Origin of the sequence: Dermabacter sp. HMSC06F07 (genome assembly GCF_001807345.1) — a bacterium.
Lineage (GTDB): Bacteria > Actinomycetota > Actinomycetes > Actinomycetales > Dermabacteraceae > Dermabacter > Dermabacter hominis.
In genome coordinates, this window is sequence record NZ_KV788587.1 from 66,330 (window position 1) to 93,068 (window position 26,739).

Sequence of the window (26,739 nt, forward strand, 5' to 3'; positions counted from 1 at the left end):
AGGCCGGTGTTTTACGAAACCGCCCACACGTTCGTCGCCCCAATGATTAAGGCGTGGTGGCGGCCGAAGGTCACGGGACTCGAGAATGTGCCCGAGACCGGCCCCGTGATCATTGCCGCGAACCACCTCGCAAATGTGGATTCATTCCTCGTGCCGGTCGTGTTCAACCGCAAGGTGCGCTACATCATCAAAGCCGATTTTTGGCACAAGAGCGGGCTCACGGCCCGCATCAAACAGCGCTTTTTCGAGACAGTGGGCTCGATTCCCGTCGAGCGCGGAACGCTTAAGTCGGCGCAAGGTTCGCTCGAAAAAGCCCGCGAGGTACTCGATGAAGGAGAGGTCTTCGCGATTTACCCCGAGGGCACACGCTCAAAAACGGGCAAGCTCGGGCGTGGCCGCACGGGTGTCGCGTGGCTCGAAGAACACACGGGAGCGCCCATCATCCCCGTGGGGCTCGTGGGAACCGAGAAGCTTTTCGTTCCCGGAAAAACCCTCCCCCGCCCGCGTCGCGCGAAACTCGAGGTGCGCATCGGCACCCCCATCGACCTCAGCGACATCGATCGTTCCCTGCCTGAAAACCGCAGGCGCCGCGCGATCACGGACAGAGTGATGGATGAGATTCAAAAACTCAGCGGGCAAGAACGCGACACCCCACAGCCGAAGACGGAACACTGAAGGAGATCAACGGTGAGCATCCTCGTGGCCTACATCCCCACCCCCAAGGGCGAGGCAGCACTCGACGCCGCAATTGAACGCGCCGTGCAGTTCGGCACCTCGCTGCATCTCGTGAACGTCGTGCGCGACTCTGTCGAGTCGGACCCTCGACATGCGAGCGCGGAGCAGCTCGCGTTCGCGGTACAGACGGCGCGCCGCGCGGGCGTGCGCGATGTCGACTCTCGCACCAGGCACATCGACGACGGCGACGAGGTCGCCCACGCAATCATCACCGAGATTGAGAAAACTGGCGCGGACACCCTCGTGCTCGGGGCCCGCTTTGGGGGAACGGACGACCCTCGCTACCTCGGCAACACCATTCAAACGGTGATCGCGGACTCCCCCGCCGACGTCCTGATCGTTTAGCCCCAGCCGAGCGCGTGCAGGCGCTCCTCCTCGACCCCGAAGAGGTGACCGACCTCGTGGAGCACGGTCACGCGGATTTGCTCCTCGAGCTCCTCGCGGCTCGCAGCCATGCGCGTGAGCGGGCCGCGAAACACGATGATGCGGCCCGGCTCCATGAGACCGTCGAAATGACCGCGCTCCGTGAGCGGCACCCCGTCAAACACTCCGAGCAGCTCCTCATCACCCTCGGGTTCCTCCTCTACGAGGATCACCGTGTTCGAATCGGAAATCTGGGTGACGACATCGAGCGGCAGCGAATCGAGGGCGTCGTCAACCGCGGCCTCGAATTCTTCACGGCTCATGACATCCATGCTTCAAGAATCCCAAAGCGGCGTGGTGCGGGCAAACGTCGGCCCCGCCCCCACCGAACGCGGCAGGAACGGGGCCGAACTTCTGAGTCGTGCGTTACTGGACGCTACCGGGAACCTCGGCGTCGCCCGCGTTGGCCTTAACGGCCTTCTCGATGCGCTCGCCGATCTCCTGATCAACGTTCTTCCAGTATTCGAATGCGCGCGAGAGCACGGGTTCGATCACGCCGTCGAGGGCGCCCGCGACGGTGTTCACGAACTCCTCGCGCTCCTCGTCGCTAAACACCTCGCGCACGAGGGTGCCGGCCTGGCCGAAGTCGTCGTCCTCGGCGTGGAGGGTGTACGCGGCGCGCACCATCTCGCCGTCGGACTCCCAGCCGTTGTCGACCGGTCCCTGCTCATCCTGGTAAGCGCGACCGAACGAGTTCGGGGCATACACGGGAGCATCGCCCGAGTGGAAGAACTCCATCGCCCCTTCCTTCGAGTAGGTGTTGACGTCGTTCACCGGGCGGTTCACGGGCAGCTGGTTGTAGTTCGTGCCGAGGCGGTTGCGCTGTGCATCCGGGTAGGAGAACACGCGGCCGAGAAGCATCTTGTCGGGCGAGAAACCGATGCCCGGAACGAGGTTCGACGGGCTAAAGGCCGCCTGCTCGATCTGCGCGAAGTGGTTCACCGGATTCTGGTTGAGCTCGAACTCACCGACCTTGATAAGCGGGTAGTCCTTCTTCGACCAAGTCTTCGTGAGGTCGAACGGGTTGAAGCGGTAGGTCTTCGCGTCCTCGTACGGCATGATCTGCACCGAGACATCCCACTTCGGGAAATCGCCGTTCTTGATCGCGTCGAAGAGGTCCTTGCGGTGCGCATCGGCATCCTCGCCCGCAATGCGAGTCGCGTCCTCGTTCGAGAGGTACTCGACGCCCTGCTGGGTGTGGAAGTGGTACTTGACCCACGACTTCTCGCCAGCCTCATTCACCCACATGTAGGTGTGCGAGCTGTAGCCGTTCATATGACGCCAGGTCTTCGGAAGACCGCGCGGGCCCATGAGGTAAGCGACCTGGTGGGCGCTCTCAGGCGAAAGGGTCCAGAAGTCCCACTGCATGGTGGCATCGCGCAGACCCGAATCGGGAAGGCGCTTCTGCGAGTGAATGAAGTCGGGGAACTTCATGGGGTCGCGGAGGAAGAAGATTGGCGTGTTGTTGCCGACGATGTCGTAGTTGCCCTCCTCCGTATAGAACTTAAGGGCAAAACCGCGAACGTCGCGCCACGTATCGGGCGAACCGAGCTCACCGGCAACGGTCGAAAAACGCGCGAGCATCGGGGTCTTCTGGCCCTTCTGGAAAAGCTTCGCCTTCGTGTACTGGGAAACATCCTCGGTCACGCGGAGTTCGCCGAAAGCGCCTGAGCCCTTCGCGTGGGGGCTGCGCTCCGGAATGCGCTCGCGATCGAAACGCGCGAGCTTCTCCACAAGGTTCACGTCGTGAAGAAGGAGGGGGCCATTCGCGCCAACGCTCAGTGAATGGGCATCGGATTCACGCACGGCACCGGCTTCGTTCGTGCTCGGAAGGTTCGGATCAAAAGTGCTCATTCGTCCTGTCCTTATCTCGTGGGGTAGGAGTAGGGGCGATCAATCGCCTCGGCGTCATCGAGGAGGGACCGCGTACCTCCACCCTAGCTGGCGCTCCTTGAGCACACTCACAAAGTCCGCGCGATGAAGGCGGGCAGGCGTCGGACCCTGCGCACGTGCCGTTAAAACGAAACCGCCCACCAATTCTGGTGGGCGGTTTCATGCTGTACCCCGTACGGGATTCGAACCCGTGTTGCCGGCGTGAAAGGCAGGTGTCCTAGGCCGCTAGACGAACGGGGCGGGCGGAAATACTCTACCCATGTCGATGCCGGAACGCCAACTGGGAGAGCCTGACGGTGACACACGGCACCGCGTGATTGAATAATGGCAGCTAATTTGCCTTCCCAACGATCCGCGAGGTTTCTTCGTGACACCCACTCACCCCTCCCGCTTCGGCGTGCGCGCACGTGCCGCCGCCGCCCTCAGCGCCCTCACGCTTGCCGCACTCTCGCTCAGTGGATGCGGAGCACTCATCCAAGCGGGGCACAAGGCCACGCCAAGTAACTCGGCAGCCACCGGCAGCGGCAACTTCGAGAAGGACGCCGAAAAAGCCATCAAGGAGCTCGAGAACTCGACCTCCAAGGCCTACGGCACGGAAGGCATGGCGCCCCTTAAATCGATCGCTCCCGTCGTCGAATCCGCCGCCTACGACCTCGGCGCCGACCCCGCAAAGGACGAGCGCTGGAAGAAGTTCTACGACCAGCGCGCCGACTGGGGAAAATGCGAACGCGCGGAGTATCAAGGCGCTGAATGCGCCACGATCGAGGTCCCCCTCAAGTGGAACGACCCCGAAGGTGCCACCCTCTCGCTCCTGCTCACACGCGTTCCCGCAACGGGCGACGACAAGAAGGGCTCGCTTCTCATCAACCCCGGCGGCCCCGGCGGCTCAGGGGCGGAACACGTCGCCGCCTACGGTTCCATGACGATCAGCTCCACCGTGCGCAAACAGTACGATCTGATCGGCTTCGACCCGCGAGGGGTGAAGGATTCCGACGGTGTCCAGTGCCTCGACGATGCCGAGACCGACGAAATGCTATCGACAGACATTCCCGACACCGAGGAAGGTAAGAAGAAAGCTAAGGAGTGGGCCGACAAGCTCGCGAAAGCCTGCAAAGCGAAGTCCAGCGACCGCATTCAGTACGTCGACACGTACTCCGCTGCGCGCGACATGGACGTGATCCGCGCGGCTGTTGAATCCGAAAAGCTCGATTACCTCGGCTTCTCGTACGGCACGTACCTCGGCGCCACCTACGCCGAAATGTACCCGGAACGCACCGGACACCTCATCCTCGACGGCGCGATGGACCCAGCGCTCACGACAAACGAGATTGTCGCCGGTCAGGCCGCCGGTTTCGAGCAGGCGATTAAAGACTTCGTGACGTGGTGCCAGAACGAACGCGGCACCTGCCCCCTCACGGGCAGCGTCGACGAAGGCATTCAGCAGCTTCGCGACTTCATGACGAACGCCGGGAAGAACCCCATTCCCACGGCGAGCGGCCGCAAGCTCAACGAGACCCTCGCCTCAACGGCGATCCTTACCGCCCTCTACAGCAACGAGACCTGGGAGTACGTCGCCCTCGGGATCGAAAGCGCCAAGAACAACAACTCCGCCGACGTCCTCCTCATGCTCGCCGACCTCGCCAACGAGCGCGAAGAAGACGGCACGTTCAAGTCGAACAGCACGTTCGCCAACGTCGCCGTGAACTGCCTCGACCACATCGGGGTGACCGACGAAAAGTGGCTCAAGACCGAAGGTGAACGCCTCGCGAAGAAGTACCCGACGTTTGGTCCGTCGCTCGGCAGCGAAGAGGACGGCTGCGCGAACTGGCCCGCGAAGCCCGTGCGCTACCCCGAGGAAATCCATGCGAAGGGGTCGAGCACCATCGTCGTGATCGGCACAACCCACGATCCCGCAACACCGTATGCGTGGGCTGAATCTCTCAACAAACAGCTCGACAACTCGGTTCTCCTTACCTGGGACGGCTTCGGCCACACCGCCTACAGCCGCTCGGGTGGCTGCATCGAGGAGATGGTCGACGCGTACCTTCTCGAGGACAAGGTCCCGGACGACGGCGCGAAATGTGAGTAGAAACTGAGCCCGGGTCAGCGAGGCGGCTCGCACGTCACCCCGCACGAGATGTGACCGGTCCATCACCGGCACAGTTTGGTACCCGGGCCGTTTCTCCCGTAAAGTTGTGATTCGTGCGCGACGCGTGAGCGAAGCACACGCCTCCTTAGCTCAGTCGGTAGAGCGATTCACTCGTAATGAATAGGTCGCCGGTTCGATTCCGGCAGGAGGCTCCACAAAAAAGCAGCCCCCACCAGGACAAACACCCGGTGGGGGTTCTCTTTACCCAAATCGAAGTGGCGGGTTGTTACACATCTTGTTACACATCTCGAAATGACCCCACCGGCGACCTATTCATTTTCGACCCCCGCCACCGCGAACAGTTCCGCCGCCGTGAGCGTCTCGCAGCGCGCTTCAAGCACCGACGGCGTGACCCACAACTCTTCCGCGAGCTCTATCGGGCCACGCGCCCACCGAGCGGCCTTCACGAGCGCCTCCAGCGAGATCAGGCGCGCCGCCGCAATCCGATCCACCTCGCGCTCGCGGGCGGCGCTACAGGCCCGCTCTCCCCCGCTTCGAGGTGCACGAGCTCATGAGCGAGAGTGCAGCGCCGCTCCACCTGAAGCAGACGCTAATCCAGCCGGATTAGGTCGCGGCCGTTCGTCTCGCCACACCGCCCGTCAAGGCGCGCGTATTCGACGCGCACGCGCGGAAACGCTGTGCGTAGATGATCCCAAGGGTTATAAAAACTCACCCTCCCACAGTGACGGGAGGGTGAGACATTAAAGCTCGTGCGCGGGGACTAGCGTGAGCTAGGCGAACTCGGGAATCTTCACAGGGGCGCTAGCAGACACCTGCACGTTCGTTACCTTAAAAGTGAGTCCTTGGCGGCTCTGCTGCGCGGCAGTCAGGAGCAGGCCAATTGAGGAGTAGCGCGAGACTTCATCGCTAACCGAATCGCCTGTCAGAATCTGCTCAAAAACCCCAACCAGTAGATCGCCTGCTTCTTGGGCCGTAACTACAAGGCCCGCTAGTCCTTTGGCGCGAATTCGATCCAAGGTTGCCCCGACGGCATCGTCGAAGTCCGCAACGATGACGGGCATCCCACTTTTGTAGCCTGCCCGTGCAAGGTACGTACGCCCGTCCTCTGTCGTTGTGAGCGCGGCGATACTTCTCGCGATGGCTGGACGATCGATCGTCGTCATTGCTTCCACCTCCGGTAGAGCTGTTCCGCCTGGGTACTTATGTAGTCCAACGCTGCACCGTACTGCTGGTCAACAAAGTCCCAGCCGTTTTCGACCGGGATCGTCGCTATGTGGACCCGTTCTCCTACGGTACCTTGGCCAACTGTAAGCCGATGTCGGTGCACTTCGCCATGACTTGTGTCGATTCTGGCAACCTGGACACGGTCGCCGTGCTCAACTGAGAACAACATTACGGCAAAATCGACGACGCGCCCTTTGTAGACCCAGATCCTAGAGAACGATTCAAGCTGAGCGTTGATTTCGATCGGGTACTCCTCGATCCTGCATGCATGGCGCGGTGGTGGGGTGTACCGAGGCGGCGCGTCATCGGTGTGGGCTTGGCCTATCCCGCTCATGTTCGGCAACTTTCGGTTGCTTTTGCCTTTCTGCATTACGCGGGTTCGTCTCCGTCGTAGAACGGTTCAGGTGCCTCGGCTTCGTGGTCGAGCTTGTCGCGCACCGCCGCGCCTTGATTCGGTGTCTCGTGTGCGGCGAGGGCTAAGGCTACTTTGGCGGTGGGGCGCGCGTCTTCCTCGGCGCGGCGCGTGGCGCGTTCAATTAGTGTGGCGGCTGAAACACCAAGCACATCCGCGATGCGGCAAAGCGTCGGGACGGTCATCTCTCGCTCGCCGTTCAGGTATCGCGTGAGCGACATTCGACTTACGCCTACAGCTTCGGCAAGGTCTCCGATCTTCACCTGCGCGACTGTGGCAGCGGTGCGCACTTCCGCGCCAAGGGCTCTCACGAACGCTTCAGTTTCCATGCCTAAAGCATAACCGCATAGCAACAAATGTAACCGTTCAGCCCCTGAACCACTTCATCGTAACGCACGTCCCGCTTGTCCCCTTTTTGGATGGATAACGCGCCACACGGTTACATAACGTGTTCGCCATGAACACCTACTTCGAACAGATCGCACGAAACGCGATCCGAGAAATAGAACAAATCAGCACTATCCGAGGAGTAGCGCGCGAGGCGGGAATTCCTGAAGTGACGCTCCGCCGCCGTCTCGCAACCGGCGATTTCCGGGTGCGCGAACTTGAGGCTCTGTCTCGCGCCCTGCGGGTGGACACCTCCGAGCTACTTCCAACCGCCGCCTAACCCTCCTCCCCCCTCAAAGCCTGTGACTTCCCACAGCACTCCTCCTTTAGGAGCCTTTTTATGTTGTTAAGCGACGCCATGCGCCACGTCAGGAAGATCGCGCCCCGCGAAGGCTTGCGATTCTCCAAACGCCAACTACGATCACATGCCGTTCACTACCTCGACTGGTGGAACGTCCTCAACGCCAAAACCACAGCCCACATCGACCCCACCGGCGAACAAGTCGTCCGCCGCGTCCTCGCACAGACGGTCAGAGCGTGACCTCGGAACACACCGCGACGAGATGCCGCAAAAAGCCGTCAACAGCACACCCCGTGAGCGCGCCTGCACCTACCCGAACAGAGACGCCGACTCAGCACGTACAGGTAAGCGCCTAAGAAGCGAAATCGAGCATCAAGAAGCCACCTTGAAAGCTCTTGCTAGTCAGCCTCTTCCAGCCATCCAGGTAGCTGTGGCGTCACTTGGCTTGTCACTAGGAATCGCGGCTCAGCTTCCTGCCACCTTTCCTGCGCAGCTTTCATCTGGGCGTCTGTCGCTCGCGAGTGCCGTAACCGCAGGCCTGCTTCTGCTCCTGGACCGACGCTAAGCGGGCGCTTCGTCCAGTATGCCCACCTTCGGAAAAAGAAGTTAACGACCCTACCCCGCTTCGGGTAGTCGTCAGGCTCATAGGGGATGAAACATCGTTGCCAAGAAAAGACGATGTAGGGCTGAGTGCCAGCCCGGTACATGAATAAAACCCAGGCGTCCTTCCGAGCCCCCTCGTCAAGAACCATGTCGAAGGACTGATTCGGGCCAAGCGCAAACTTCACTTCGAAAGCCGGATCCTCTTGGTGCCGGACCTCTGAGGCCCCTGCTATCGCCATCATTCTGATATGTGCCGCTACAGCACCCGTATTGGTGATGGTCAGAATCGGCGCTACTCCCCCGTTGGGCTCACTAATCGTCTTGTAGCTGTCAACGCAGAGGAAAGCGGATGCCGCTTCACGCTTCCGCTCTTTCCTCTCAAGCACCACGTAACCCAAGGTGACCGCCGTTAGAACAGCACCGGCCCAGCCAGCAATATCTACGTCCATGACGCCCATTATCACCCGACACCTCCGACTCGAAAGGAGCTGCCTGATGCTCACGTTTTTACTGTCGCCTGCGCCGCTATCGCCGTCGTGGGTGCACTGTTCTCAATCCTCATGTTCGTCAATCTCGTACGCGACGAACGAGCGGCACATGAACCATCCGACCATCAACCCGCAAAACAAGATCGCTCGGACAACTCGAACCCCAAGCGGTAAGAACATAGAAAGTCTCAGACCCATACGCAGGCACTAGTACAGGCGTCTCGAAAAGCAGCCGCGTGAACTCGTCCCGATTCTCCACCGCCTCAATTTCCTGATCGAAGGCTCGCCGGTTAGTGAGACGAAACATCGAATCCTGTTCCTCGACTGCCTGAAAAGGCGCATCCTCGACCGCTGCCGCGAGCCGCTTCATTGAAGCTAACGATTCATTCGCAAGTCGCTCGTGAGCTTCGGCTTGCGCTCGCGCACGCTTCGACACACGCGAGTAAACCGCTGACGCGATAGCAAACACGGTCGATACGGCCGCTGCCACGGCAGATACGACAGCCGCCCACTGCTCAATGTTCATGACTCAAGTATCCATATGGTTCGCGTTCTACTAGGACGTTTTCTCACCATAGGTAGCAACTACGGCAATTGACCTGATTGCAAAAAGACTCCCACCCTCCACGAGCGCTTTTCTCCCAGCAGTTCAAACGCCGGCATTGATCGACTGGTCAAGCCTTTTCGGCCGTACAGCGCCCCTACCTCTCTGCCTACTCCTCATCGAGGGTGGTGAAAAACCGACACCTAACACAGAAACCCGAGGGTTGGCGGCTATTTTCACCACTTTGATGGACCGGGAGGGCACGTCGCGAGAACAGGGCGAGCGGGCCACGAGGGCGCGACGAGAGCAAGGTCGCGTCCCAGGCAAAAGCCCCGAGGCTGAAACCTAATAACGCGGCCGAATCTCGCATGCCACGCCGTCGTTATCCCGATCGAGCTTCGGTGCGTAGCCGGCATCTCCCCTGTGGAGCGGCGCAGCTCCGGCTTCCCAAGCAGCTTTGCAATTGCGGAAGCCGCCGCTACTGGAAGATTTCTTCTTCTTCGAAGAACTCTTCTTAGACTCTTCTGCCTTAGGGGCGCTCTTCTTGGTGTCAGCCTTCTTCGGCGCCTCCTTCTTGGGTGCCTCCCTCTCCACTTCCCTGACGAGGGGCGCGGGCTTGTCAGCCTGCCGAGGCTTGTCAGCGCGTTTTGGCTTCTCCGTCCGTCGAGGCTTTTCGGTTGGTGCCGGTTTTGCTTCCGTGGTGGAGTCGGTGGCGGGCGGCTCGACGCTTTGGTCAAACGCCTTCATGTCGGGGCACGCCGTCAGTACGCGCTCGATGGCTTCGGCCTCAGCCGGTTTCACCCAGAGTCCATACTTCGCTTTCACCGCTACTTGGCGTGCCACATACTCGCAGCGATAGGGCTTGTGCGGCGGTAGCCACGTCGCGGCATCGCCGTCGCCTTTTTGCCGGTTCAGCGTCGACTCGACGGCAAGAAGATTGAGAGGATCATTCGCGAAGGCGATCTTCTTTTGTGCATCCCAACTAGAGGCGCCACTTTGCCACGCATCCGAGAGGGCAACGACGTGGTCGATGTCCGTGTTAGTGGGGTTGCGCACGAAGTCGTAGCTTGAACCGCTATACGGCGAGTCGACTCGGCCCGAGAGCACCACACAGCCCTGGGTGCCCGCTTTCGTGGTGATGTTTTTCAGGTCGCGTCGAAGAATGTCGTTGCGCGTATCGCAGCCGTTGCGGTCGACGTCGTCGCGCCAACCGAAGGATTCACGGTCATACCCCGTTTTCGGGGCCCTCCCTTTCACCTCGAGCGTGCGGAGCTGGGCGAGAGCGGTACCGGTGGGGGCCGCCTGCTGGCCGGCGGGGGCGACGGTGGCATTGTTCTCACCGGGCACGGAGGCGGCATTCACGTCTGAGTTGAGTGCGGGCGATGCATCCGGTGTTACTGGCACCGAACCAGCTTCGTGAGCATCTTCCGCCGAAGAAGGTGCAGGCGTTGCGGAGGAGGCAGCGGAAGAGGATGCGACCGGTGTCGGCGATTGTTCGCTTGGAGCCGCGAGCGACCCTATAACGCCGAGGACGAGCAGCCCCACAACTCCGAGTCCCGTGCAGCCACAGCACGAGCCTGCGGCAATGCCGCCTTTTTTAATGCCATTGCGATTCTTCGCTAATTTTCCCATGGCGCTTTCTCCGTGAATGATCGGTGGGGGTTCTGCCAACGGCGTTGGACGCTAGATAATTAATTACCTGCGCCCGCTCCCTTTTTCACGGGACCTTGGTACACCTTCCGCACACTCCACGCGGTGAGCTCCGACACCCCTACGCCGAGCGTGGGCGCCACCTACTGGTCGTGATGCGGAAAAGCCGCGAAGACATTGTCGATGTCGCGCGAGGCCGCAGCGGAGAGTTCCTCACCAAAGGCATCGACCACGAGCGCACGACCGCTCTTGCGCTTGACGGTGCGCCACAGGGCAACCATGCGCCCGCCACGCACGATTCCCCGCCGGAACACCCCGTTGTTTCCGGGCACGAGCAGCGCGTGCTCTTGTTCGGTCATGAGGGCGAGGCGGTCGGGGTATCCGAGCACGAGCTCGTCGAAACCGGGCAGCAGGAAGGTACCCCGAACGCGTGCGGCGGCAGAGCTGACCTCATCGGCAAGCCCCGCGCGGCAGAATAACGTCTCGCCTGCGGCGTCACTGCCCCATTCCTCGATTCCGTCGCCGATCTGGAGGGCAGCCGCGCGGATCTGGCGAAGCGGAAGTTTCGTCCACCACGCGAAATCGCGCAGCGTCGCGGGCCCATGACTTGCGAGGTAGCGCTCGAGCAATGCCGCGGTTGCCGCCACTTTGTCTCCTCCGAAACGCTCCTCGAGTCCAGCCCCGTCGGGGAGCCACGTCGTGGCGTCGGCGATTCGCTGTTCCGCACCGTCGATCGGCCCGTAGATCAGGTGGCCGGATGCCATGAAGTAGGTGATGAGGTGGTAGCCGCGACCGCCGTCCGTCTCGATGCCGCCGCTTTTCCACGCCTCGAGGAGTTCGGCCCGTGTCACACCTCGCACTTTCCCCGCGAGGAATTCGAGGGTGAGGTTCAGCGCGTGCTCAACCTGGGCGTCGGATAGATTGCGCGAGCGGCGGCGCCTTGCTTCCCACTCTCCCTTCTTCGCACACAGCTCGGTCATCCACCGCGCATCGCGGGCGGCCATGGCGAAAACGGTCCCTCGCATCGGGTAACCGCGCACGATCTCGCCTGCGTCAAACGCGCGCAGTACTTCCCGCATGCGCGCGTCGCTCGGGAAAGCTTCAGAATCCGACGCTTGGGGAGCCACCGTCGGAACCTGATCCTGGCCTGGTGCTTCACCGACCTTTTCCGCATCGAGCCGAAGGGCGATCGAGGAGAGCAGGCCGGGCAGATCCTGCCCCTGCATCGCGCCCATCGCGTGCACGAGATTCCCGGCGTTGCGATGCCTCGGCAGGGCGAGTCCTTGTGCACTCAGGCGCGCATATATGAGGCGGGCGCGCTCGGTGCGAGTATCGGAGGTGCGGGATCGTGGTGGCATGATCCCACCCTATAGAGCGCCACATGCGCCTCGATTCAGGTGTAGGCGACCGCGCTCTTCTCCACGTTGAACGGGAGCGGGGCCTAGTATTAGTGCGGCCCTATTCGTGAGATGAAGGAGATCCATGACCACCGCACCCCTTGCCGGCACTCGCCCCGTGCTCGCCGATTCGCTCGTTAAACACCGCACGCTGCTCACCGATCTCTCGCTCATCGCGGCCGGTGTCGTTGTGGTAGGGCTCCTCGCACAGGTCACGATTCCGCTTCCGTATGTGCCGATCACCGGCCAGACGCTCGGCGTGATTCTCGTGGGTGCGGCGCTCGGTTCGAAGCGCGGCGCGGCATCGCTCGCCACCTACCTCGTGGCGGGTCTTGCGGGCGCCCCGATTTTCGCCGAGTTCGGCGGCGGCCCGGGCATGGTTCTCGAGCCGAGCTTCGGCTTCATCATCGGCTTTATCCCCTCGGCCTTTGTGGCGGGCTGGATGGCGGAGCGCGCGTGGGATCGCAAGTTCGCCCTCGCGCTTCTCGGCTTTATTGCCGCGAGCGCGTTGCCGTTCGTCGTGGGCGTGCCGTACATGGCGTGGGTGCTCAACTCGATCATGGGCCTCGGCCTCGACTTCGCGGGCATCATGAACGCGGGTCTCATCCCATTCATTCCGGGTGGAATCGTGAAGGCCGCAATCGCCGCCGGGCTGATTCCTCTTGCCTGGAAGGGCGTGCGGGCACTCGAGAAGTAGTCCCCGCCCCTAGTGCGGGCCGCGCCTGAGTGCGCGGTTCGTTTTCGCGGTCGCTTCGAACGCCATCGGGTCCTCGGGCCAGGGGTGTTTCGGGTAGCGGCCGCGCATTTCTTTGCGCACCTCGGCGTACGGCCCCGCCCAAAATGAGCGCAGGTCCTTGGTGATCGCGAGGGGTTTGCCACCGGGTGAGAGCAGCTCGATGAGCACGCTCACCCTGCCCTCGACGATGCGCGGGGTCTCTTCGAGCCCGAACATTTCCTGGAGCTTGACCTTGAGCCTCACGGGCGCCTCGTCCGCGCCGCTCTCATCGTCGTGCGCAATCTGGTCGGTGCTCGGGTAGTCAAGGCGAATTTTGGAGTCCGACGGCACCTGGATTCTCTCGGGCACGAGTTCTTCGAGTCGCGCGGCTTCGGGCCATGGGAGGGCGCGCTCGAGGATGGGGCGCATGTCGATTTTTGAGGGGGGAAGCGGGTTTTTTCTGCCGATGCCGGCGAGCGCGTCGATTTCGGGACCCGCAAGTTCTTCGAGGCGTGACAGTAGCGCCGCGTCGCTCACGTCGGGCCAGGGCTCGCCGAGCTCGCGGTGAAGAAGCGCGAGGCGCGAGCGCAGGTTTGCGGCGCTCGGGCTCCACGTGAACATGCCGAGTCCGGCGCGTTGAATGCCCGCGAGAACAGCCTCTCGCGCACCTGCCCCCTCAGCTTTCGTGGGTGTCGAGGAGAGAACGATGCTGCCCAGCGCGCGTACGCGGCGCGCTTTCGCGCCGTTCTCGCCGAAGTCGATTTCGGTTCTCTCGCGCATGAGGGCGCCCGCGCATGCGAGGACTTCCTCTTCGGTGAGGGGTGCGGCCGAGCGGATGATCGCGCCCGTGCCGCGGGCGGCCTTCGCGTTCGATCGCTGCATCTCGGCTATCGCGATCCATTCGCCGAGACTCGTCTCGTCCGTGCCGGCGCGGGTCCCGCCTGCGCACTCGTAGATTCCCGGCTCGACGCGCCGCGCGAGCCGCTCCGGGTAGGCGAGGCCCACGACGATTCCGGCGGCGTGCGCCGGATCATACGGCGTCTCGAGCCCCTCCAGTTCGCCCCTCGTTTCGGGGCGTGCATCGCCTGCATGGCGGCGAGCGATGCGGGCGAAACGCTCGGCTTCTTTCGCGAGACGCTCGCGGCTCGCGCGCGGGCCGTCGATGCTGCGGCCGTCGAGCGGGAGTGGCGCCTCAAGGGACAGGGCTGCAATGGTGCGCGAGGCGGCGTCGGACCCCACGACCGGTGTTGAGGCGAGCAGCGCCCGGGCAAGCCGCGGGTCGGTGGGGATAGAGGCGAGCGTACGGCCGAGGGGCGTGAGCGCACCATCGGCGTCGAGGGCTCCGAGGGCGTGGAGTGTCTCGTGGGCGTCCTCGAGCGCGTCCGCCGGGGGCGGGTCGGGAAGGCGAAGGCCCGAGCCGCCGGGCGTCCCCCATGCCGCCATGAGCAGTGCCGTATCGGTGAGGTCGGCGCTCGCAATCTCGGGGAGGGTGAAGTCTCGCGCGCCGGCGTAGGCGAGGTCATCGAAGAGGCGAATAGCGAGGCCGGGGCCGAGTCGGCCCGCGCGACCGGCGCGCTGCGCCATGCTCGCACGCGACGCCGTGACGGTCACGAGGCCACTCATTTTTCGTGCGGCATCGCGGCGCACCTCGCGGCTCAACCCCGAATCCACGACGATGCGCACGCCCGGCACGGTGAGCGACGACTCGGCGAGATTCGTGGAAAAGATGATCCTGCGCGGCTCGCCGGCTCCGCGGCCCCGCACAATCCGATCCTGTTCACGCGCATCGATGCGGCCGTGAAGCTCACATACGTCGACCCGCGCGCCACGACGCGCGAGGAGATCTCGCGCCGCCGATGCCGCGTTTTCAACCTCCCACGCCCCCGGCAGGAACACTAGAACATCGCAGTCAGCGAGCTCGCCCGGCTCCTCAAGTGCCTCAACCGCCACCCGCGCGGCATGTGCGAGGAACTCCCTTGAGACCCCGCGCTCGCTCATGCGCGAGGCGAAGGGGGCGCGCCGCGTATCCACGGGAAAAAGCGCTGTGGGCGAATCAATCACCGGGACCGGATTCTCGAGCCCCTCCCCCATGAGACCCGCGAAGCGCTCGGCATCGAGGGTCGCCGACAGCGCGAGAAGCCTCAGATCCCCACTCAGATCACGCACGTCAAGCGCGAAGGCAAGCGCGAGATCAGATTCGAGAGAACGCTCATGCACCTCGTCGAGCACAATCGCCGACACATCCACGAGCTCGGGATCGGCGAGGAAGCGTCGCACGAGGACACCCGGTGTCACGAACTCCACGAGGGAGTCGCGCGTGAGCGTAGAGTCGCCGCGCACCGTATAGGCGACGCGGTTGGCGAGTGCCGGATTGGACTGTGAGGCGAGAGCGCGAAGCCTTGAGGCACCCGCGCGCGCGGCTACCCGCCGCGGCTGTGTCACAATCACGCGGCCCGCGCCAGGCTCACCCGCGAGAGCGTTCGCGACGATGGGCGGCACGAGCGTCGTTTTGCCCGATCCCGGAGGGGCCTGTACGACTGCGCTCGCACCGGGCGACGCGATCGCCTCGGCGAGGTCAGCAGCGACACTCGCGAAGGCGAGGCGCGCCCCGATTACTTCGAGATCGAAGGTGGCGGGTGAACCGTCGGACTGTGCTCTGCTCCTCACCCCATCCATTGTGCCAAGCATGCGAAGACCAGCGGAATCACGAATGTGACGAGCCTCTCCGCTCTCAGGTGGCATTTGGTGCACAGGGTGTGTAAAGTAATTCGAGTCGAAGCGAGAGCGCGACGAAAAAGGCCCTGTAGCTCAGTTGGTTAGAGTGCCGCCCTGTCACGGCGGAGGTCGCCGGTTCAAGCCCGGTCAGGGTCGCAAAAAGCGACAAACCCCCTCGAAGAATCGAGGGGGTTTTTCCATGCCCCCCCACCCTTTGCGCCCACACCCGAACGAACGTGTCTTACCTCTCCCCCTCCCCCGTCGATTTCGCACGCGCTCGCGTGCACTGGTAGGCTGTTCGCTGTTCCTTCTGGAACATAAGGCTCTGTAGCTCAGTTGGTAGAGCGTTCGACTGAAAATCGAGAGGTCACGGGATCGACGCCCGTCGGAGCCACAGCAATCCCCCGCCGGGTCGTACCGGGCGGGGGATTTTTGTATGCCCCTTGCCCGCACCATATTTCCGAAATCTCGGTCACGCGAGCGCGCCGGAACACCGCACGAGCCGGCGAATCGCTGGCACGCTCAGGGAATTTCCCGTTTGCTAGGTCACAGTGAGGGATGAACGCCCCCGCAGGAACCGAGAAGAATCAAAGGAGATTTGCCCCATGGCAAGCGAAAACCCCGATCTCAAGATCGCCCAGGCACACACCCTCAAGCCGATCACCGAGATCGCCGAGGCCGCCGGTATTCCCGACGACGCCCTCATCCCCTACGGCTGGACCAAGGCCAAGGTCGACATGAAGAAGATCGACCGCAATAGCGACAAGCCGAAGGCGAAGCTCGTGCTCGTCTCGGCCCTCTCGCCCACCCCCGCCGGTGAAGGCAAGTCGACAACGACCGTCGGCCTTTCCGACGCCTTCTCCCTCAAGGGCAAGAAGACCGTCGTGGCCCTGCGTGAGCCGTCCCTCGGCCCGGTCATGGGCGTCAAGGGTGGCGCGACCGGCGGCGGCTACGCCCAGGTCGTCCCCATGGAAGACATCAACCTCCACTTCACGGGCGACTTCCACGCAATCCAGATCGCCAACAACACCCTCGCGGCCCTCATCGACAACTCGATTCACCAGGGCAACCCCCTCAACATTGACCCGCGCCGCATCCAGTGGAAGCGCGTCCTCGACGTCAACGACCGCGAACTTCGCTCAATCGTCGTCGGCCTCGGCGGCCCCGCCCAGGGCATGCCACGCGAAGACGGCTTCGACATCGTCGTTGCCTCGGAGATCATGGCGATCCTCTGCCTCGCGACGGACCTCGCGGACCTCCAGGAGCGCATCTCGCGCATCGTCGTTGGCTACACGTTCGATCGCAAGCCCGTGACCGTCGCCGACCTCAAGGTCGAAGGCGCCATCACGATGCTCCTCAAGGACGCCCTCAACCCGAACCTCGTGCAGACCCTCGGCGGAACCCCCGCCCTCGTTCACGGTGGCCCGTTCGCCAACATCGCGCACGGCTGCAACTCGATCATCGCGACGAACCTCGCCCGCGAGCTCGGTGAGATCGCCGTGACCGAGGCCGGCTTCGGCTCGGACCTCGGCGGCGAGAAGTTCCTCGACATCAAGTCGCGCTTCGGCGGTTTCTCGCCCGACGCGGTCGTGCTCGTCGCAACCGTACGCGCGCTCAAGATGCACGGCGGCGTCAAGAAGGACGACCTCGAAACCGAGAACGTCGAGGCAGCCCTCGAGGGCACCTCGAACCTCCGCAAGCACCTCGAGAACATCCGCAAGTTCGGCCTCGAGCCCGTGATCGCCCTCAACCGCTTCCCGTCGGACACCGAGACCGAGCTCAACGCCGTTCTCGACTGGGCCAAGGAGAACGGTTACAAGGCAGCCCTCTCCGAGGTGTGGGCCAAGGGCGGCGAAGGCGCTCTCGACCTCGCCGACCAGGTGCTCGCCGCGATCGAAGAGGCCGGCGACTTCCACCACCTCTACGAGACCGAAGACGGCGTCGAAAACGCCATCGAGACCATCGCCAAAGAGGTCTACGGTGCTTCCGAAGTCCAGTACGTCGACGGTGCCCCCGCTGCGCTTCGCCGCCTCAAGAAGAACGGCTGGGACAAGCTTCCTGTCTGCATGGCGAAGACCCAGTACTCGTTCAGCGACGACCCGACCAAGCTCGGCGCGCCCGAGGGCCACGTGCTCCACGTTCGTGACCTCATCCCCCGCCTCGGCGCAGGGTTCGTCGTTGCTCTCACCGGTTCGGTCATGACCATGCCCGGCCTGCCGAAGGAGCCCGCGGCTCTGCGCATGGGCGTCGATGAGGACGGCAACGCGATCGGCCTCTTCTAAGGGACTATCGACTCCCACGCGTAAGGGAGCGGGGGTGGCCACCGGGCCGCCCCCGCTCCCTCGTTAACCCGGCAACCGTCGGAACCTTTACCGCCCTACTGGCGCTACTGTTTCCCGCCGTACTCTCCCGTGCGGGGGTGTGCACCGGCGTCGCTCTCGTCGCCTTCGCTGACTTCTTCCTCGTCGAAGTATTCCTTGAGGCCGGCGAGTTCAAGCCCCATCGTGTGCGTGAGAACGTTCGAGGGGAGGGCGTTCTCGGTCTCGGTATCGGGGTGGGCGTCCGCCTCAGGATCGATGAAGCCGTCGTCATCGTCGTCGCCTTCGCCACCGATCGACAGTCGCGGCGTGAGTTCGTCGAAGGCGTAGTCGCTTCCTAGGAGGAAGCCGCGGCGGAATGCGGCTCGACCCAGCATCGCGCTCGAGGCTGTCATGGTCAGGAATTGAGCGGCGAGCACGAGGGCCAGCATGCCCGCGATTGCCAACGACTGCGAGGCAATCGCCGCCCCCGCAAGCACGAGCACCAGACCGAGAGTTTGAGGTTTGGACGCGGCGTGCATGCGCGAGAGAACGTCGTTGAAGCGAATGAGGCCAACCATCGCGATCGCGGCGACGATCACGCCGATCACGATGAGAATCGAGCCGATAATCTCGGGGATGCTCACTGCTCGGCGTCCTTTCGCTCCGGGACGTCGGCGCGGGCCACGAAACGGGCGAGCGCGAGCGTGCCAATGAAGGCCGTCGCCGAGAGGGCGAGGGCGGGGATAATCGCGAAGGTCGTTGCGGTCCATGCCGAGTAGAGCGCGAGCCCCATGATGACTTGCACAACGAGCATGTCGAGCGCGACGGCGCGGTCGAGAACGGTGGGGCCCACGATCATCCGGTAGACGATCGGGATCGAGATCAGGCCGAGCGCGATCGCGGCGCAGAGCAGAATCGTCTCGAACATCAGCCGTGCCTCCTTCTCATCCCGTATCCGGCGCTTTCGAGGATGTCGCGCGCGGCGAAGGCCCGCAGCAAACGTTCTTCTTGGCGAAGAATGCTCTCGTGCTGCGCCTTGATCTGCTCTTTCGTGGTCACGCCGATCGCATGGAAGAACAGGGTTCCCGTGGCGCGCTGCGCCTCGACGACAACCGAGCCGGGAATGAGGGTTGCGAGAATACCCGTGAACGACAGGAACAGGTCGCTTCGTGACCGTAGCTGCACGGCGATCACGCTCGAGCCCGGGCTACCGGAGGGGCGCAGCGCGAAGCGCGCCACCTGGATGCTGCCCGCGACGAGGTCTTTCGCGAAAACGGCGAGAAATACGAGCGCGCTTACGGGGCGTAGGGTGACTTCGCGGCTCAGCGGTGGCGCGGGGAAAATAACGTAGATGAGGGCGCCGAGGAGGAGTCCGCCGAGGACGCTCAGGACACTGAATTCTCCCCACAGGAGGCACCACGTGAGGGCACCTCCGAGGATGCCGAGCGTGTGCGAAGGAAGGTCGCGGATTCGACCGGTGAAGCGGGTCATTCGGGCGCCACCTGCCCTCCACCGGCGTCGTCGATGTTGTACACGAGGCGATCGGCAGCGTCGTCACCGAGCACTGCACTCACGTAGGGGGCTCGCTCAAGCAGCGAGGACGCGGCCGTTTCGCTGTACGCAATGAGGGGGCCGGCGAACACGGTGAGGGCGAGTGAGAACGCGACGAGCGCCGCGGTCGAACCGCTCATGAGCAGCGGTGTGACGGGCTTCTCCACCACGATCTGCTCGGGAGTTTCCTGCCAGAACGCGCGGTTCCACACCTTCGCGATCGCGTACATGGTCAGAAGCGAGGTGATCACACTCAGCGCAACGAGTATCCACGCGAGTGCGCTCCCGCGGTGAATACCGCCAATAATGAGACCAACTTTCCCGATGAACCCGCTGAGCGGCGGCACACCCGCGAGGTTCATGGCCGGCACGAAGAAGAGGATCGCGAGCCACGGCGCGGCCTTCGCGAGCCCACCGAGCTTCGCGAGATTCGTTGTTCCTCCCACGTGCTCGATGAGTCCAGCCGCGAGGAACAGCGTGGACTGCACGGTGATGTGGTGGGCAACGTAGAACACGGTTGCCGTCATGGAGATTTGCGAAGAAATCCCGATGCCGAACATCATGTAGCCCATGTGACTGACGAGCGTGAACGACAGCACACGCTTGAGGTCAGTTTGGGCGATAGCCCCGAGGATGCCGATCACGAGGCTCAAACCGGCCGCGACCAGGAGGACGGTCGAGATCTCCGACTCGGGGAACATGAGGGTTTCGAGACGGATGATCGCGTAGATCCCCACCTTGGTCAGCAGTCCCGCGAACACGGCCGTCACGGGGGCGGGCGCCGTCGGGTAGGAGTCGGGCAGCCAGGCTGACAGCGGGAAGATCGCTGCTTTGAGCCCAAAGGCGATCAGCAGCACGAACTCGATGAGCAGGCGCACGTGGTGGTCCACGTGGTCCATGCGCGCGGCAATCTCCGCGAGGTTCACGGTTCCGACGGCCGCATAGCAACTGGCGATCCCCACGAGAAACAGCATGGAGCTCACCATCGACACGATCACGTATGTCGTCGCGGCTCGAACCCTGCTTGCGGATCCCCCGAGCGTCAGCAGCACGAATGACGCGGCGAGCAGGATCTCGAAGCCCACGTACATGTTGAAGAGGTCGCCCGCGAGGAACGCGTTTGAGACGCCCGCGACGAGCAGGAGGTAGGAGGGGTGGAAGATCGCAATGGGGGTGGATTCGATGTGCTCGGAGATCGTTTGGGCGCTCGCGTAGATGAGCACGGCGAGGGTCACGAAGGACGAGACTAAAAGCATGAGGCCCGTGAGTCTGTCGGCAACGAGCACGATGCCGAGCGTGGGCGTCCATTTGCCAATCTGGAGCACGAGGATGCTGTTCTCGTTGATCCAGTACATGAGGAGCGCCGCGATCACGAGGTTGACGCTGAGGGTGCCGATCGTGACGATGAGTTGGAGTCCAGCGCGGTGACGCGTGAGGAGAGCGACGGCGGCGCCGAGGAGCGGAAGCATCACGGGCGCGGCGAGGAGAATCTCGGGGCTCATGGCGTCTCCTCCTCGTCGCTGTCGCTTTCTGTCGGGCTCTGTTCGACTTCTTCGTCGGACGTAAAGTCGTCGGAAATATCGTCGTCCGCATCCTCGCGCGCGTTCGCGCGTGCCTTTTCGGCCTCTTCCTCCAAGCGCGCGTGTTCGCGTTCCTTGCGTCGCTCGTCGGCTTCGAATCCGACCTTCTCGATGACTTCGTGGCGGTGACGTTCGACGAGCCTGCGCGAGCGGTCGGCGACGCGGAGGTCCTCGACGTCGTCGGGAACCTCGTCGTGGCCGAATAGTTGCCACGAGCGGTAGGAGAGCGCCATGCCGAAGCCCGTGAGGGCGAGAGAGATGACGATCGCGGTGAGCACCATCGCCATGGGCAGCGGGTCGCTCATGGCCTCAAGCGCGCCCGAGCCTTCAAATGGCGGCGTTCCGGGGGTCCCGATCGCGAGGAGAAACAGCAGGTTGATGCCGTTGCCCGCGAGGACCGCGCCCATGATGATGCGCGAGAGGGTGCGTTCGAGCAGCATGTAGATTCCGCTCGCGATCAAGACTGCCGCGAGAAGGAGAATGAGGAGGCTAACGTGCATCGAGTTCCGCCTCCTGATGCCGGTCGATCTGCTCGCCGAGAGTGCGCAAGACGTCGAGGGCGAGGCCCACGACGATCAGGTACACGCCGATATCGAAGATGAGTGCGCTCGCGAGTTCGATCTCGCCGAGAACGGGGAGGTGCCCGATCCACACGTAGCTTTGGAACACCGTGCCGCCGAAGAGGAGCGGTGAGATGCCCGTGAAAAGGGCGAGCACCATGCCAATGCCAAGAAGCGCCCCGGCCTGCACGGGCGCGGCCTCGTTAAGTTCGTAGCGGCCGCCGGCGAGATAGCGAAGCGTGATCGCGAGACCCGCAACCAGGCCACCGGCGAATCCGCCACCGGGGAAATTATGGCCTGCACACAGCAGGTAGACGCTCAGCACCATGAGCATCGGGAACGTGAGGCGCGTGATGACTTCGAGGACGACCATTCGGCGTTCGGGCGCGAGGGTGCGGCTCGCGAGGAGCCACGTGGAGCCGCGATTGCCCTCGAGGTCCCCGCTCTCGTCGTGGAACCGGAGCGTATTTTCGGGGATGGAGGCGTCGGACGTTCGTCGCCAGATCGAGAGCTCTCCCTCGAGGTCCCCTACGCGCACGATCTGCTGCTCACGCTTTTGCACGAAGATGAGGGAGGCGATTCCCGAGGCAACGACGAGGACTACGGCGATCTCCCCCATCGTGTCCCACACACGCGCGTCGACGAGGGTGACGTTGACCGCGTTGTGCCCCTTGCCGATCTCGTAACCGGCCTCGATGAGCTCGGGGCCGACCGGGGCGGTGAGGCGCGCTCCCGCCGCATACGCGAAGACGGTGACGATCACGATGGCCGTGCAGATGGCGATTGACCAGCGCGCGACTTGGTCGAAGCGGCGCGGGCGAATCGAGAAGTGCGCGGGCAGGCGTCGCAGCACGAGGATTAGCACGACGGTCATCATCGTCTCGACGAAAAGCTGGGTCGCGGCGACATCGGGGGCGCCGTACATCATGAACAGGAGCGCAGCGCCGAAGCCCGTGCCGGAAATCAGAAGCGCGGCCCTCAGCCGGCGACGGGCGCGCGCCGCGCCGAGCGCTGCGAGCGCCGTGAAGCCGACCACGGCAAACTCTGCGGGATGTGCGAACAGGACGACCGTGTCCGGGAGCTTACCGGTGAAGCCGAGTGCGCCACCGAGCATCACGACGAACACGAGGAAGATCGCGCCGAGGTGCACCGGGAGCGAGCCGCGCTGGAAGAAGGCGGTTGTGCGCACGGCGAGCGAGTCCACCTGGCGCATGGAAGCGCGGAACAGGCGCTCCGCATCGCACCATCGCCCAAGCGCCGTGCGCTGGGGGCTCACGGCCTTCTGGAAGCGCTCAAACGGGGCGTGCCACACCGCGAGGGCAGCACCGAGGGTAAGTGCGAGGAGCGAACAGATGAGCGGAAGCGACACGTGATCGGGAACGACGGCGAGGTGACCGACCTCCCCCACGGCGGCGCCGGGGCCGCCCGCGATGAGCGTCGCGAGTACCTCAAGCTGGGGAGTGAGCGCGAGAGCGAAAAGGCTCGCGGTCGCGACGATCGCTGGGATGAGCTGGAATCGCAGCGTGGGTTGCTTGTGCGGAGCCCCGCCTTCGCCGGGAAACACGTGGAAGAAGAATCGGCACGAGTAGGCGACTGTCAGCACGGATCCAGCGACGGTCGCCGCGAGGATCGCACGAGCCCAGGGCTCACCCTCGGCGAGGGTGTAGAACACCGCTTCCTTTGCGACGAATCCAAATAGCGGCGGCATCGCCGCCATCGAAGCCGCGCTCACGAAGGCGACGATCCCGATAATCGGCAGGTCTTTGAACACCCCGCTGAGTTCGCGCAGGTCGCGAGTGCCGTAGCACTTGTCTACGACGCCGACGCTCATGAACAGCGGCGCCTTGAAAAGCGCGTGTGCGAGGGTGAGCATGGCTGTGGCAAACACCGCTTCGCGCGTGGCGACGGCCGCGATCGACGCCATGAATCCGAGCTGGGACACGGTGCCGTACGCGAGCAGCAGCTTGATATCGGTTTGCCTGAGGGCGCGCCACCCACCGAGCAGCATGGTCGCGGCACCGAGAGCGGAAACTGTAATCGTGAGGGGTCCGACGGTTGCCAGGAGCGGGACGAACCTCAAGAGAACATAGATTCCCCCCTTCACCATCGCCGCGGCGTGAAGATACGCCGACACGGGCGTGGGTGCGGCCATTGCACCGGGGAGCCAGAAGTGCCCGGGGGCAAGTGCCGATTTCGTAGCCGCACCGATGAGCACGAGCACGAGGGCCACAACGAGGTACGGGGAGACTGCGGCGAACGCGGGCGACGTGAGGATCTCGGAGATTCGCATGCTGCCGGCTTCAACGCCGAGCATGATGAGTCCCACCATGAGGGCGAGGCCGCCCGCGGTCGTAGAAATGAGCGCGTTGATCGCCGCGCGACGCGAGGCCTGCTTCGTGACGTAGTGGCCGATGAGCAGGTAGGAGAACACGGTCGTGAGCTCCCAAAACACGAACAGCATCATCGCGTCGTCGGCGAGCACAAGCCCGAGCATCGCCCCGGAGAACGCCGTGAACACACCTGCGAAACGCGCGAGCGACGGCTCCGTTTCCTTGAAGTACCGCGAGCAGTACAGCATGATGACCGTTCCGATACCCGAAACGATGAGGACGAACAGCCACGCGAGCGGGTCGAGTGCAAAGCTCAGAGTGATGCCGAACTGGGGAATCCACGGGTGGGACTCGACGAGGGGCGCCTCGGCGAGGACGGCGGGTGAGTGCGCGAGCAGGTACGCGGCGGTTCCCGCGGGAACGAGAGCGATCGGTAGAAATGCTTTTTGTTTCCACCACTTCACGAAAAAGGGCGCCACAAGTGCCATCGCGAAATGCGCGACGATGGCGATAATCATGCAGGTGGTTCCGTCCTCGTGACTACGGTGCGGGGACGCTTAACCTTATCAAGTCATAGGCGCGACGCGGCGAGCCGTCCCGCTACACGGAATAATCCCATCCCTCGGGAAGTGCGCGACACTCGAGTTTCCCTTCGAGTAGTCGCTGCTGGACATCACCGGGAGCGTATGCGCTCGCGAGCTCGAGCGAACCATCACTGAAGTACCGGTCCAGGTACTCCTCTTCGGACGGGAAGCCCGCGATAGTCGCCCCCTGCTTTTCGAGACACGGAATGACGACATCTTTTTGGAACTGCCACAATTCGCTTGCTTGCTTCTCGTTTGGCATCTCCCCCAACGATGTAAATTTCGCGGAGCATCCATATTCCGAAACGGACCATTCAAGCGGCTTGCTCAGCGAAAACTCACCCCGCGTCACAATACCTTCGGAGGAAACATCGGTGTCGCTCCAGCCGTCGTCGTGCATACACCGCACCCAGGCGTCTTGATCGTCCTTCACTTCCGCAGGGCTGTCTGGTTTCTCGGGTGCTGTGCGGCCTTGCGATGCATAAGCACTTTCGATACGTGCCCATTCGGCATCGAGCGCTTCTTCTCGGCTGACCTTCGGAAAGTAGCGGTTGCCCTGACCGTCGAGGCGAACTCGGGCGTCCTGTACCCATTGCTCGTGAGCCGTGGAAGGAGCAACTTTCGGTGAAGATTCCGAGTTCACGGGAGAGCTTGAGCATCCCGCGACCATGAGCGCGACGGTGGCGCACGAAGCGACTGCGGACAACATCTTCGTCATCGACTTCTCCTCATCGCAAGACCAGGCTTCACTCCGCATGGCTGTCCGGCGAACCACCTCAAGAATACAACTTAAGTCCCGTTTTGTGCAATGGGTCTCACGCTGCTTTAGAACAGTTCGTTCGGGTTGACGAGGAAATTCTCGTAGTCGAGCACGAACCCGCCAGTCTCGTCCCAAATCGCGCGCGCCACGGCACTGCACCCGAGGTAGGCCTCACGCCATTCACGAATCTGCGGCTTCTCCGGGTTTTCGGCAACGAGGCTCGAGGGATCATCGGGGCGATAGGCCACCGTGTACAGCGCCGCGCCTTCCTTGACCCATTCGACGTGCTCAATCGCGGGGATGTCTTCCTCGAGCGTCGTCGCTTCAACCACGAGATCGGCGTGCGCGAAAATCGGGGCCGAGATCATGTACGGGAAGCCCTCAGGCTCTCCCACAAGCTCCGACTCCTTCACGATCTTCTGCACGATCTCGAGCAGGTCCTTCGGCGCGAGCTCATACGCGGCAATCACGTGGAGGCTCGGCTGCATGAACTGATGCGGGGCGAGCTCGTGGCCCGTGTCGGTCACGACCTTCCCGCCGAGGCGACGCACCGCGTTAAGCGCGAACTCGAGAATCTCGCGCTCCTCACCGGCGGGTACACCGTTCGGGAAGGCCGTATCGAAGCCGAATCCATCGGGAATCTCCGAAGGTCCGCCATCGCGATGCATGGGAACCTCGATCGTTGCCTCGTTCGCCGAAGGGTTCCACACAAGCGAAGTCGTGTCACTGACCCGGATCGTTTTCTTCTTCTTCCGCGCGAGTGGGTAACGGTTGAGCGTGAGCGCGAAGAGATCATCGAGCCCGTAGCTTCGGTCGAGAACAAGGGTGTGCGTCACGGGGTCTCCTCCAAGGGGGTTGCGGGGATCTGCGTGCGGTGAAAGTTCATGTATGAGCGGGAAGCCGTCGGACCCCTTTGGCCCCTGTACCTGTTGAGGTTCCCCTCCGAGCCGTACGGGCTTTCTGCCTCGCTACTAAGCCGGAAGAAACACAGCTGGCCGATCTTCATGCCCGGCCACAGTGCGACCGGGAGGGTTGCCATGTTCGACAGCTCGAGGGTGATGTGCCCTTCGAACCCGGGGTCGATAAAGCCCGCCGTGGAGTGCGTGAGCAGCCCGAGGCGGCCGAGGCTCGACTTCCCCTCAAGGCGCGCCGCAATGTCGTTGGGAAGGCTCACCGTCTCATACGTCGACGCGAGCACGAATTCGCCCGGATGCAGCATGTAGGGCTGATCCGGGGCCACCTCCACGAGGCGCGTAAGCTCTGCCTGCTCCTTCGCAGGGTCGATCATCGCGTACTTGTGGTTATCGAAGAGGCGAAAGAATCGATCGATCCGCACGTCCACTGACGCGGGCTGAATAAACTCGTCACCAAAGGGGGCGATGCCGATGCGGCCCGCCTCGATTTCCGCGCGAATATCACGATCACTGAGAAGCACGCCTCTATCTTAACGCGTGGTCGCTTCCCTCACGCCGGTTTG

The 26,739-nt window shown here is 63.2% G+C and carries 26 protein-coding genes and 4 tRNA genes; 9 read left to right on the forward strand and 21 right to left on the reverse strand.

The window, feature by feature from the left end; all coding sequences use genetic code 11:
• The first annotated feature begins 6 nt into the window (after window positions 1-6).
• Together HMPREF3157_RS06555 and HMPREF3157_RS06560 are read left to right on the forward strand one after the other, a co-directional pair.
• Window positions 7-675, forward strand: a complete 669-nt coding sequence (locus HMPREF3157_RS06555; protein ID WP_083288092.1) for a lysophospholipid acyltransferase family protein — start codon at window positions 7-9, stop codon at window positions 673-675.
• Between the two features lie 12 nt (window positions 676-687).
• The gene (locus HMPREF3157_RS06560; protein ID WP_070435905.1) at window positions 688-1,080 is read left to right on the forward strand and encodes a universal stress protein; all 393 of its coding nucleotides are present in this window, start codon (window positions 688-690) and stop codon (window positions 1,078-1,080) included.
• Here HMPREF3157_RS06560 and HMPREF3157_RS06565 read toward each other — a convergent pair.
• The 3 genes from HMPREF3157_RS06565 to HMPREF3157_RS06575 all read right to left on the reverse strand — a co-directional run bounded on the left by HMPREF3157_RS06565 (window position 1,077) and on the right by HMPREF3157_RS06575 (window position 3,291).
• Complete coding sequence (locus HMPREF3157_RS06565) at window positions 1,077-1,430, reverse strand: metallopeptidase family protein (RefSeq protein ID WP_070435906.1); 354 nt, start codon at window positions 1,428-1,430, stop codon at window positions 1,077-1,079. The two genes, HMPREF3157_RS06560 and HMPREF3157_RS06565, sit on opposite strands and share 4 nt — an antisense overlap.
• Before the next feature lie 94 nt (window positions 1,431-1,524).
• Window positions 1,525-3,012 carry a catalase gene (locus HMPREF3157_RS06570; protein ID WP_070435907.1) on the reverse strand — a complete coding sequence of 496 codons (1,488 nt, stop codon included), beginning with the start codon at window positions 3,010-3,012 and terminating at the stop codon, window positions 1,525-1,527.
• Window positions 3,013-3,218: 206 nt separating this feature from the next.
• Window positions 3,219-3,291, reverse strand: a tRNA-Glu gene (locus tag HMPREF3157_RS06575).
• A 127-nt stretch (window positions 3,292-3,418) separates the two neighbouring features.
• On the opposite strand from HMPREF3157_RS06575, the gene HMPREF3157_RS06580 reads away from it, so the two are divergent.
• The gene (locus HMPREF3157_RS06580; RefSeq protein WP_070435908.1) at window positions 3,419-5,140 is read left to right on the forward strand and encodes an alpha/beta hydrolase; all 1,722 of its coding nucleotides are present in this window, start codon (window positions 3,419-3,421) and stop codon (window positions 5,138-5,140) included.
• Window positions 5,141-5,279: 139 nt separating this feature from the next.
• A tRNA-Thr gene (locus tag HMPREF3157_RS06585) sits at window positions 5,280-5,355 on the forward strand.
• 114 nt (window positions 5,356-5,469) lie between these two features.
• On the opposite strand, the gene HMPREF3157_RS06590 is transcribed toward HMPREF3157_RS06585, so the two are convergent.
• The 4 genes from HMPREF3157_RS06590 to HMPREF3157_RS06605 form a co-directional block, all read right to left on the reverse strand.
• Window positions 5,470-5,652: a hypothetical protein gene (locus tag HMPREF3157_RS06590; protein ID WP_070435909.1), complete on the reverse strand. Its 183-nt coding sequence runs from the start codon at window positions 5,650-5,652 to the stop codon at window positions 5,470-5,472.
• 279 nt (window positions 5,653-5,931) lie between these two features.
• A complete protein-coding gene (locus HMPREF3157_RS06595; RefSeq protein ID WP_070435910.1) occupies window positions 5,932-6,324 on the reverse strand; it encodes a hypothetical protein in 393 nt (130 codons plus the stop codon).
• Window positions 6,321-6,755, reverse strand: a complete 435-nt coding sequence (locus tag HMPREF3157_RS06600) for a DUF7718 family protein (protein ID WP_070435911.1) — start codon at window positions 6,753-6,755, stop codon at window positions 6,321-6,323. The genes HMPREF3157_RS06595 and HMPREF3157_RS06600 overlap by 4 nt, the downstream gene beginning before the upstream one ends.
• Window positions 6,755-7,126: a helix-turn-helix domain-containing protein gene (locus HMPREF3157_RS06605; RefSeq protein ID WP_070435912.1), complete on the reverse strand. Its 372-nt coding sequence runs from the start codon at window positions 7,124-7,126 to the stop codon at window positions 6,755-6,757. The genes HMPREF3157_RS06600 and HMPREF3157_RS06605 overlap by 1 nt, the downstream gene beginning before the upstream one ends.
• A 128-nt stretch (window positions 7,127-7,254) precedes the next feature.
• Between HMPREF3157_RS06605 and HMPREF3157_RS06610 the strand changes: the two genes are divergently transcribed.
• Window positions 7,255-7,464: a hypothetical protein gene (locus HMPREF3157_RS06610; protein WP_070435913.1), complete on the forward strand. Its 210-nt coding sequence runs from the start codon at window positions 7,255-7,257 to the stop codon at window positions 7,462-7,464.
• Between the two features lie 419 nt (window positions 7,465-7,883).
• On the opposite strand, the gene HMPREF3157_RS06620 is transcribed toward HMPREF3157_RS06610, so the two are convergent.
• From HMPREF3157_RS06620 to HMPREF3157_RS06635, 4 genes are all read right to left on the reverse strand, one after another.
• Window positions 7,884-8,537 carry a hypothetical protein gene (locus HMPREF3157_RS06620; protein ID WP_141740646.1) on the reverse strand — a complete coding sequence of 218 codons (654 nt, stop codon included), beginning with the start codon at window positions 8,535-8,537 and terminating at the stop codon, window positions 7,884-7,886.
• Between the two features lie 118 nt (window positions 8,538-8,655).
• Window positions 8,656-9,102: a hypothetical protein gene (locus HMPREF3157_RS06625; protein ID WP_070435916.1), complete on the reverse strand. Its 447-nt coding sequence runs from the start codon at window positions 9,100-9,102 to the stop codon at window positions 8,656-8,658.
• A gap of 363 nt (window positions 9,103-9,465) precedes the next feature.
• The gene (locus HMPREF3157_RS06630) at window positions 9,466-10,524 is read right to left on the reverse strand and encodes a GmrSD restriction endonuclease domain-containing protein (RefSeq protein ID WP_246816544.1); all 1,059 of its coding nucleotides are present in this window, start codon (window positions 10,522-10,524) and stop codon (window positions 9,466-9,468) included.
• A 389-nt stretch (window positions 10,525-10,913) separates the two neighbouring features.
• The gene (locus tag HMPREF3157_RS06635) at window positions 10,914-12,128 is read right to left on the reverse strand and encodes a winged helix DNA-binding domain-containing protein (RefSeq protein ID WP_083288094.1); all 1,215 of its coding nucleotides are present in this window, start codon (window positions 12,126-12,128) and stop codon (window positions 10,914-10,916) included.
• Window positions 12,129-12,252: 124 nt separating this feature from the next.
• Here HMPREF3157_RS06635 and HMPREF3157_RS06640 point away from each other — a divergent pair, with 124 nt between their 5' ends.
• Window positions 12,253-12,864, forward strand: coding sequence for a biotin transporter BioY (locus HMPREF3157_RS06640; RefSeq protein ID WP_061211595.1), 612 nt, complete (start codon window positions 12,253-12,255; stop codon window positions 12,862-12,864).
• Between the two features lie 9 nt (window positions 12,865-12,873).
• Here the strand turns inward: HMPREF3157_RS06640 and hrpB are convergent, their stop codons facing one another.
• Window positions 12,874-15,549, reverse strand: coding sequence for an ATP-dependent helicase HrpB (gene hrpB, locus HMPREF3157_RS06645; protein WP_246816545.1), 2,676 nt, complete (start codon window positions 15,547-15,549; stop codon window positions 12,874-12,876).
• Between the two features lie 130 nt (window positions 15,550-15,679).
• Between hrpB and HMPREF3157_RS06650 the strand changes: the two genes are divergently transcribed.
• The 3 genes from HMPREF3157_RS06650 to HMPREF3157_RS06660 all read left to right on the forward strand — a co-directional run bounded on the left by HMPREF3157_RS06650 (window position 15,680) and on the right by HMPREF3157_RS06660 (window position 17,879).
• Window positions 15,680-15,753: transfer RNA gene (locus HMPREF3157_RS06650), tRNA-Asp, on the forward strand.
• 165 nt (window positions 15,754-15,918) lie between these two features.
• Window positions 15,919-15,991 (forward strand) — tRNA-Phe (locus HMPREF3157_RS06655).
• A gap of 211 nt (window positions 15,992-16,202) precedes the next feature.
• Window positions 16,203-17,879 carry a formate--tetrahydrofolate ligase gene (locus HMPREF3157_RS06660; protein WP_070435917.1) on the forward strand — a complete coding sequence of 559 codons (1,677 nt, stop codon included), beginning with the start codon at window positions 16,203-16,205 and terminating at the stop codon, window positions 17,877-17,879.
• Between the two features lie 104 nt (window positions 17,880-17,983).
• On the opposite strand, the gene HMPREF3157_RS06665 is transcribed toward HMPREF3157_RS06660, so the two are convergent.
• From HMPREF3157_RS06665 to dcd, 9 genes are all read right to left on the reverse strand, one after another.
• Window positions 17,984-18,541 (reverse strand): cation:proton antiporter, encoded by a 558-nt coding sequence (locus HMPREF3157_RS06665; RefSeq protein ID WP_070435918.1) that lies wholly within the window; start codon window positions 18,539-18,541, stop codon window positions 17,984-17,986.
• Window positions 18,538-18,825 carry an MrpF/PhaF family protein gene (locus tag HMPREF3157_RS06670; RefSeq protein WP_070435919.1) on the reverse strand — a complete coding sequence of 96 codons (288 nt, stop codon included), beginning with the start codon at window positions 18,823-18,825 and terminating at the stop codon, window positions 18,538-18,540. Before HMPREF3157_RS06670 ends, HMPREF3157_RS06665 begins: the two co-directional genes overlap by 4 nt.
• Window positions 18,825-19,388, reverse strand: a complete 564-nt coding sequence (locus tag HMPREF3157_RS06675) for a Na+/H+ antiporter subunit E (protein ID WP_070435920.1) — start codon at window positions 19,386-19,388, stop codon at window positions 18,825-18,827. Before HMPREF3157_RS06675 ends, HMPREF3157_RS06670 begins: the two co-directional genes overlap by 1 nt.
• A complete protein-coding gene (locus HMPREF3157_RS06680) occupies window positions 19,385-20,950 on the reverse strand; it encodes a Na+/H+ antiporter subunit D (protein ID WP_070435921.1) in 1,566 nt (521 codons plus the stop codon). Before HMPREF3157_RS06680 ends, HMPREF3157_RS06675 begins: the two co-directional genes overlap by 4 nt.
• Window positions 20,947-21,528: a Na(+)/H(+) antiporter subunit C gene (locus tag HMPREF3157_RS06685; protein WP_070435922.1), complete on the reverse strand. Its 582-nt coding sequence runs from the start codon at window positions 21,526-21,528 to the stop codon at window positions 20,947-20,949. Before HMPREF3157_RS06685 ends, HMPREF3157_RS06680 begins: the two co-directional genes overlap by 4 nt.
• A complete protein-coding gene (locus tag HMPREF3157_RS06690) occupies window positions 21,518-24,436 on the reverse strand; it encodes a Na+/H+ antiporter subunit A (protein ID WP_070435923.1) in 2,919 nt (972 codons plus the stop codon). The genes HMPREF3157_RS06685 and HMPREF3157_RS06690 overlap by 11 nt, the downstream gene beginning before the upstream one ends.
• Before the next feature lie 82 nt (window positions 24,437-24,518).
• A complete protein-coding gene (locus tag HMPREF3157_RS06695) occupies window positions 24,519-25,220 on the reverse strand; it encodes a hypothetical protein (RefSeq protein WP_070435924.1) in 702 nt (233 codons plus the stop codon).
• A 107-nt stretch (window positions 25,221-25,327) separates the two neighbouring features.
• The gene (locus tag HMPREF3157_RS06700; RefSeq protein ID WP_070435925.1) at window positions 25,328-26,098 is read right to left on the reverse strand and encodes a hypothetical protein; all 771 of its coding nucleotides are present in this window, start codon (window positions 26,096-26,098) and stop codon (window positions 25,328-25,330) included.
• On the reverse strand, window positions 26,095-26,697 hold the full coding sequence (gene dcd, locus HMPREF3157_RS06705; RefSeq protein WP_070435926.1) for a dCTP deaminase: 603 nt from the start codon (window positions 26,695-26,697) through the stop codon (window positions 26,095-26,097). Before dcd ends, HMPREF3157_RS06700 begins: the two co-directional genes overlap by 4 nt.
• Between the last annotated feature and the right edge of the window lie 42 nt (window positions 26,698-26,739).

What these genes read in the sequence shown, in the direction of transcription:
- HMPREF3157_RS06565 (WP_070435906.1), bottom strand. Translation starts at nt 1,430, where the DNA reads ATGGATGTCATGAGCCGTGAAGAATTCGAGGCCGCGGTTGACGACGCC.
- HMPREF3157_RS06570 (WP_070435907.1), bottom strand. Translation starts at nt 3,012, where the DNA reads ATGAGCACTTTTGATCCGAACCTTCCGAGCACGAACGAAGCCGGTGCC.
- HMPREF3157_RS06595 (WP_070435910.1), bottom strand. Translation starts at nt 6,324, where the DNA reads ATGACGACGATCGATCGTCCAGCCATCGCGAGAAGTATCGCCGCGCTC.
- HMPREF3157_RS06600 (WP_070435911.1), bottom strand. Translation starts at nt 6,755, where the DNA reads ATGCAGAAAGGCAAAAGCAACCGAAAGTTGCCGAACATGAGCGGGATA.
- HMPREF3157_RS06605 (WP_070435912.1), bottom strand. Translation starts at nt 7,126, where the DNA reads ATGGAAACTGAAGCGTTCGTGAGAGCCCTTGGCGCGGAAGTGCGCACC.
- HMPREF3157_RS06610 (WP_070435913.1), top strand. Translation starts at nt 7,255, where the DNA reads ATGAACACCTACTTCGAACAGATCGCACGAAACGCGATCCGAGAAATA.
- HMPREF3157_RS06620 (WP_141740646.1), bottom strand. Translation starts at nt 8,537, where the DNA reads ATGGACGTAGATATTGCTGGCTGGGCCGGTGCTGTTCTAACGGCGGTC.
- HMPREF3157_RS06625 (WP_070435916.1), bottom strand. Translation starts at nt 9,102, where the DNA reads ATGAACATTGAGCAGTGGGCGGCTGTCGTATCTGCCGTGGCAGCGGCC.
- HMPREF3157_RS06635 (WP_083288094.1), bottom strand. Translation starts at nt 12,128, where the DNA reads ATGCCACCACGATCCCGCACCTCCGATACTCGCACCGAGCGCGCCCGC.
- HMPREF3157_RS06640 (WP_061211595.1), top strand. Translation starts at nt 12,253, where the DNA reads ATGACCACCGCACCCCTTGCCGGCACTCGCCCCGTGCTCGCCGATTCG.
- HMPREF3157_RS06660 (WP_070435917.1), top strand. Translation starts at nt 16,203, where the DNA reads ATGGCAAGCGAAAACCCCGATCTCAAGATCGCCCAGGCACACACCCTC.
- HMPREF3157_RS06670 (WP_070435919.1), bottom strand. Translation starts at nt 18,825, where the DNA reads ATGTTCGAGACGATTCTGCTCTGCGCCGCGATCGCGCTCGGCCTGATC.
- HMPREF3157_RS06675 (WP_070435920.1), bottom strand. Translation starts at nt 19,388, where the DNA reads ATGACCCGCTTCACCGGTCGAATCCGCGACCTTCCTTCGCACACGCTC.
- HMPREF3157_RS06680 (WP_070435921.1), bottom strand. Translation starts at nt 20,950, where the DNA reads ATGAGCCCCGAGATTCTCCTCGCCGCGCCCGTGATGCTTCCGCTCCTC.
- HMPREF3157_RS06685 (WP_070435922.1), bottom strand. Translation starts at nt 21,528, where the DNA reads ATGCACGTTAGCCTCCTCATTCTCCTTCTCGCGGCAGTCTTGATCGCG.
- HMPREF3157_RS06690 (WP_070435923.1), bottom strand. Translation starts at nt 24,436, where the DNA reads ATGATTATCGCCATCGTCGCGCATTTCGCGATGGCACTTGTGGCGCCC.
- HMPREF3157_RS06695 (WP_070435924.1), bottom strand. Translation starts at nt 25,220, where the DNA reads ATGACGAAGATGTTGTCCGCAGTCGCTTCGTGCGCCACCGTCGCGCTC.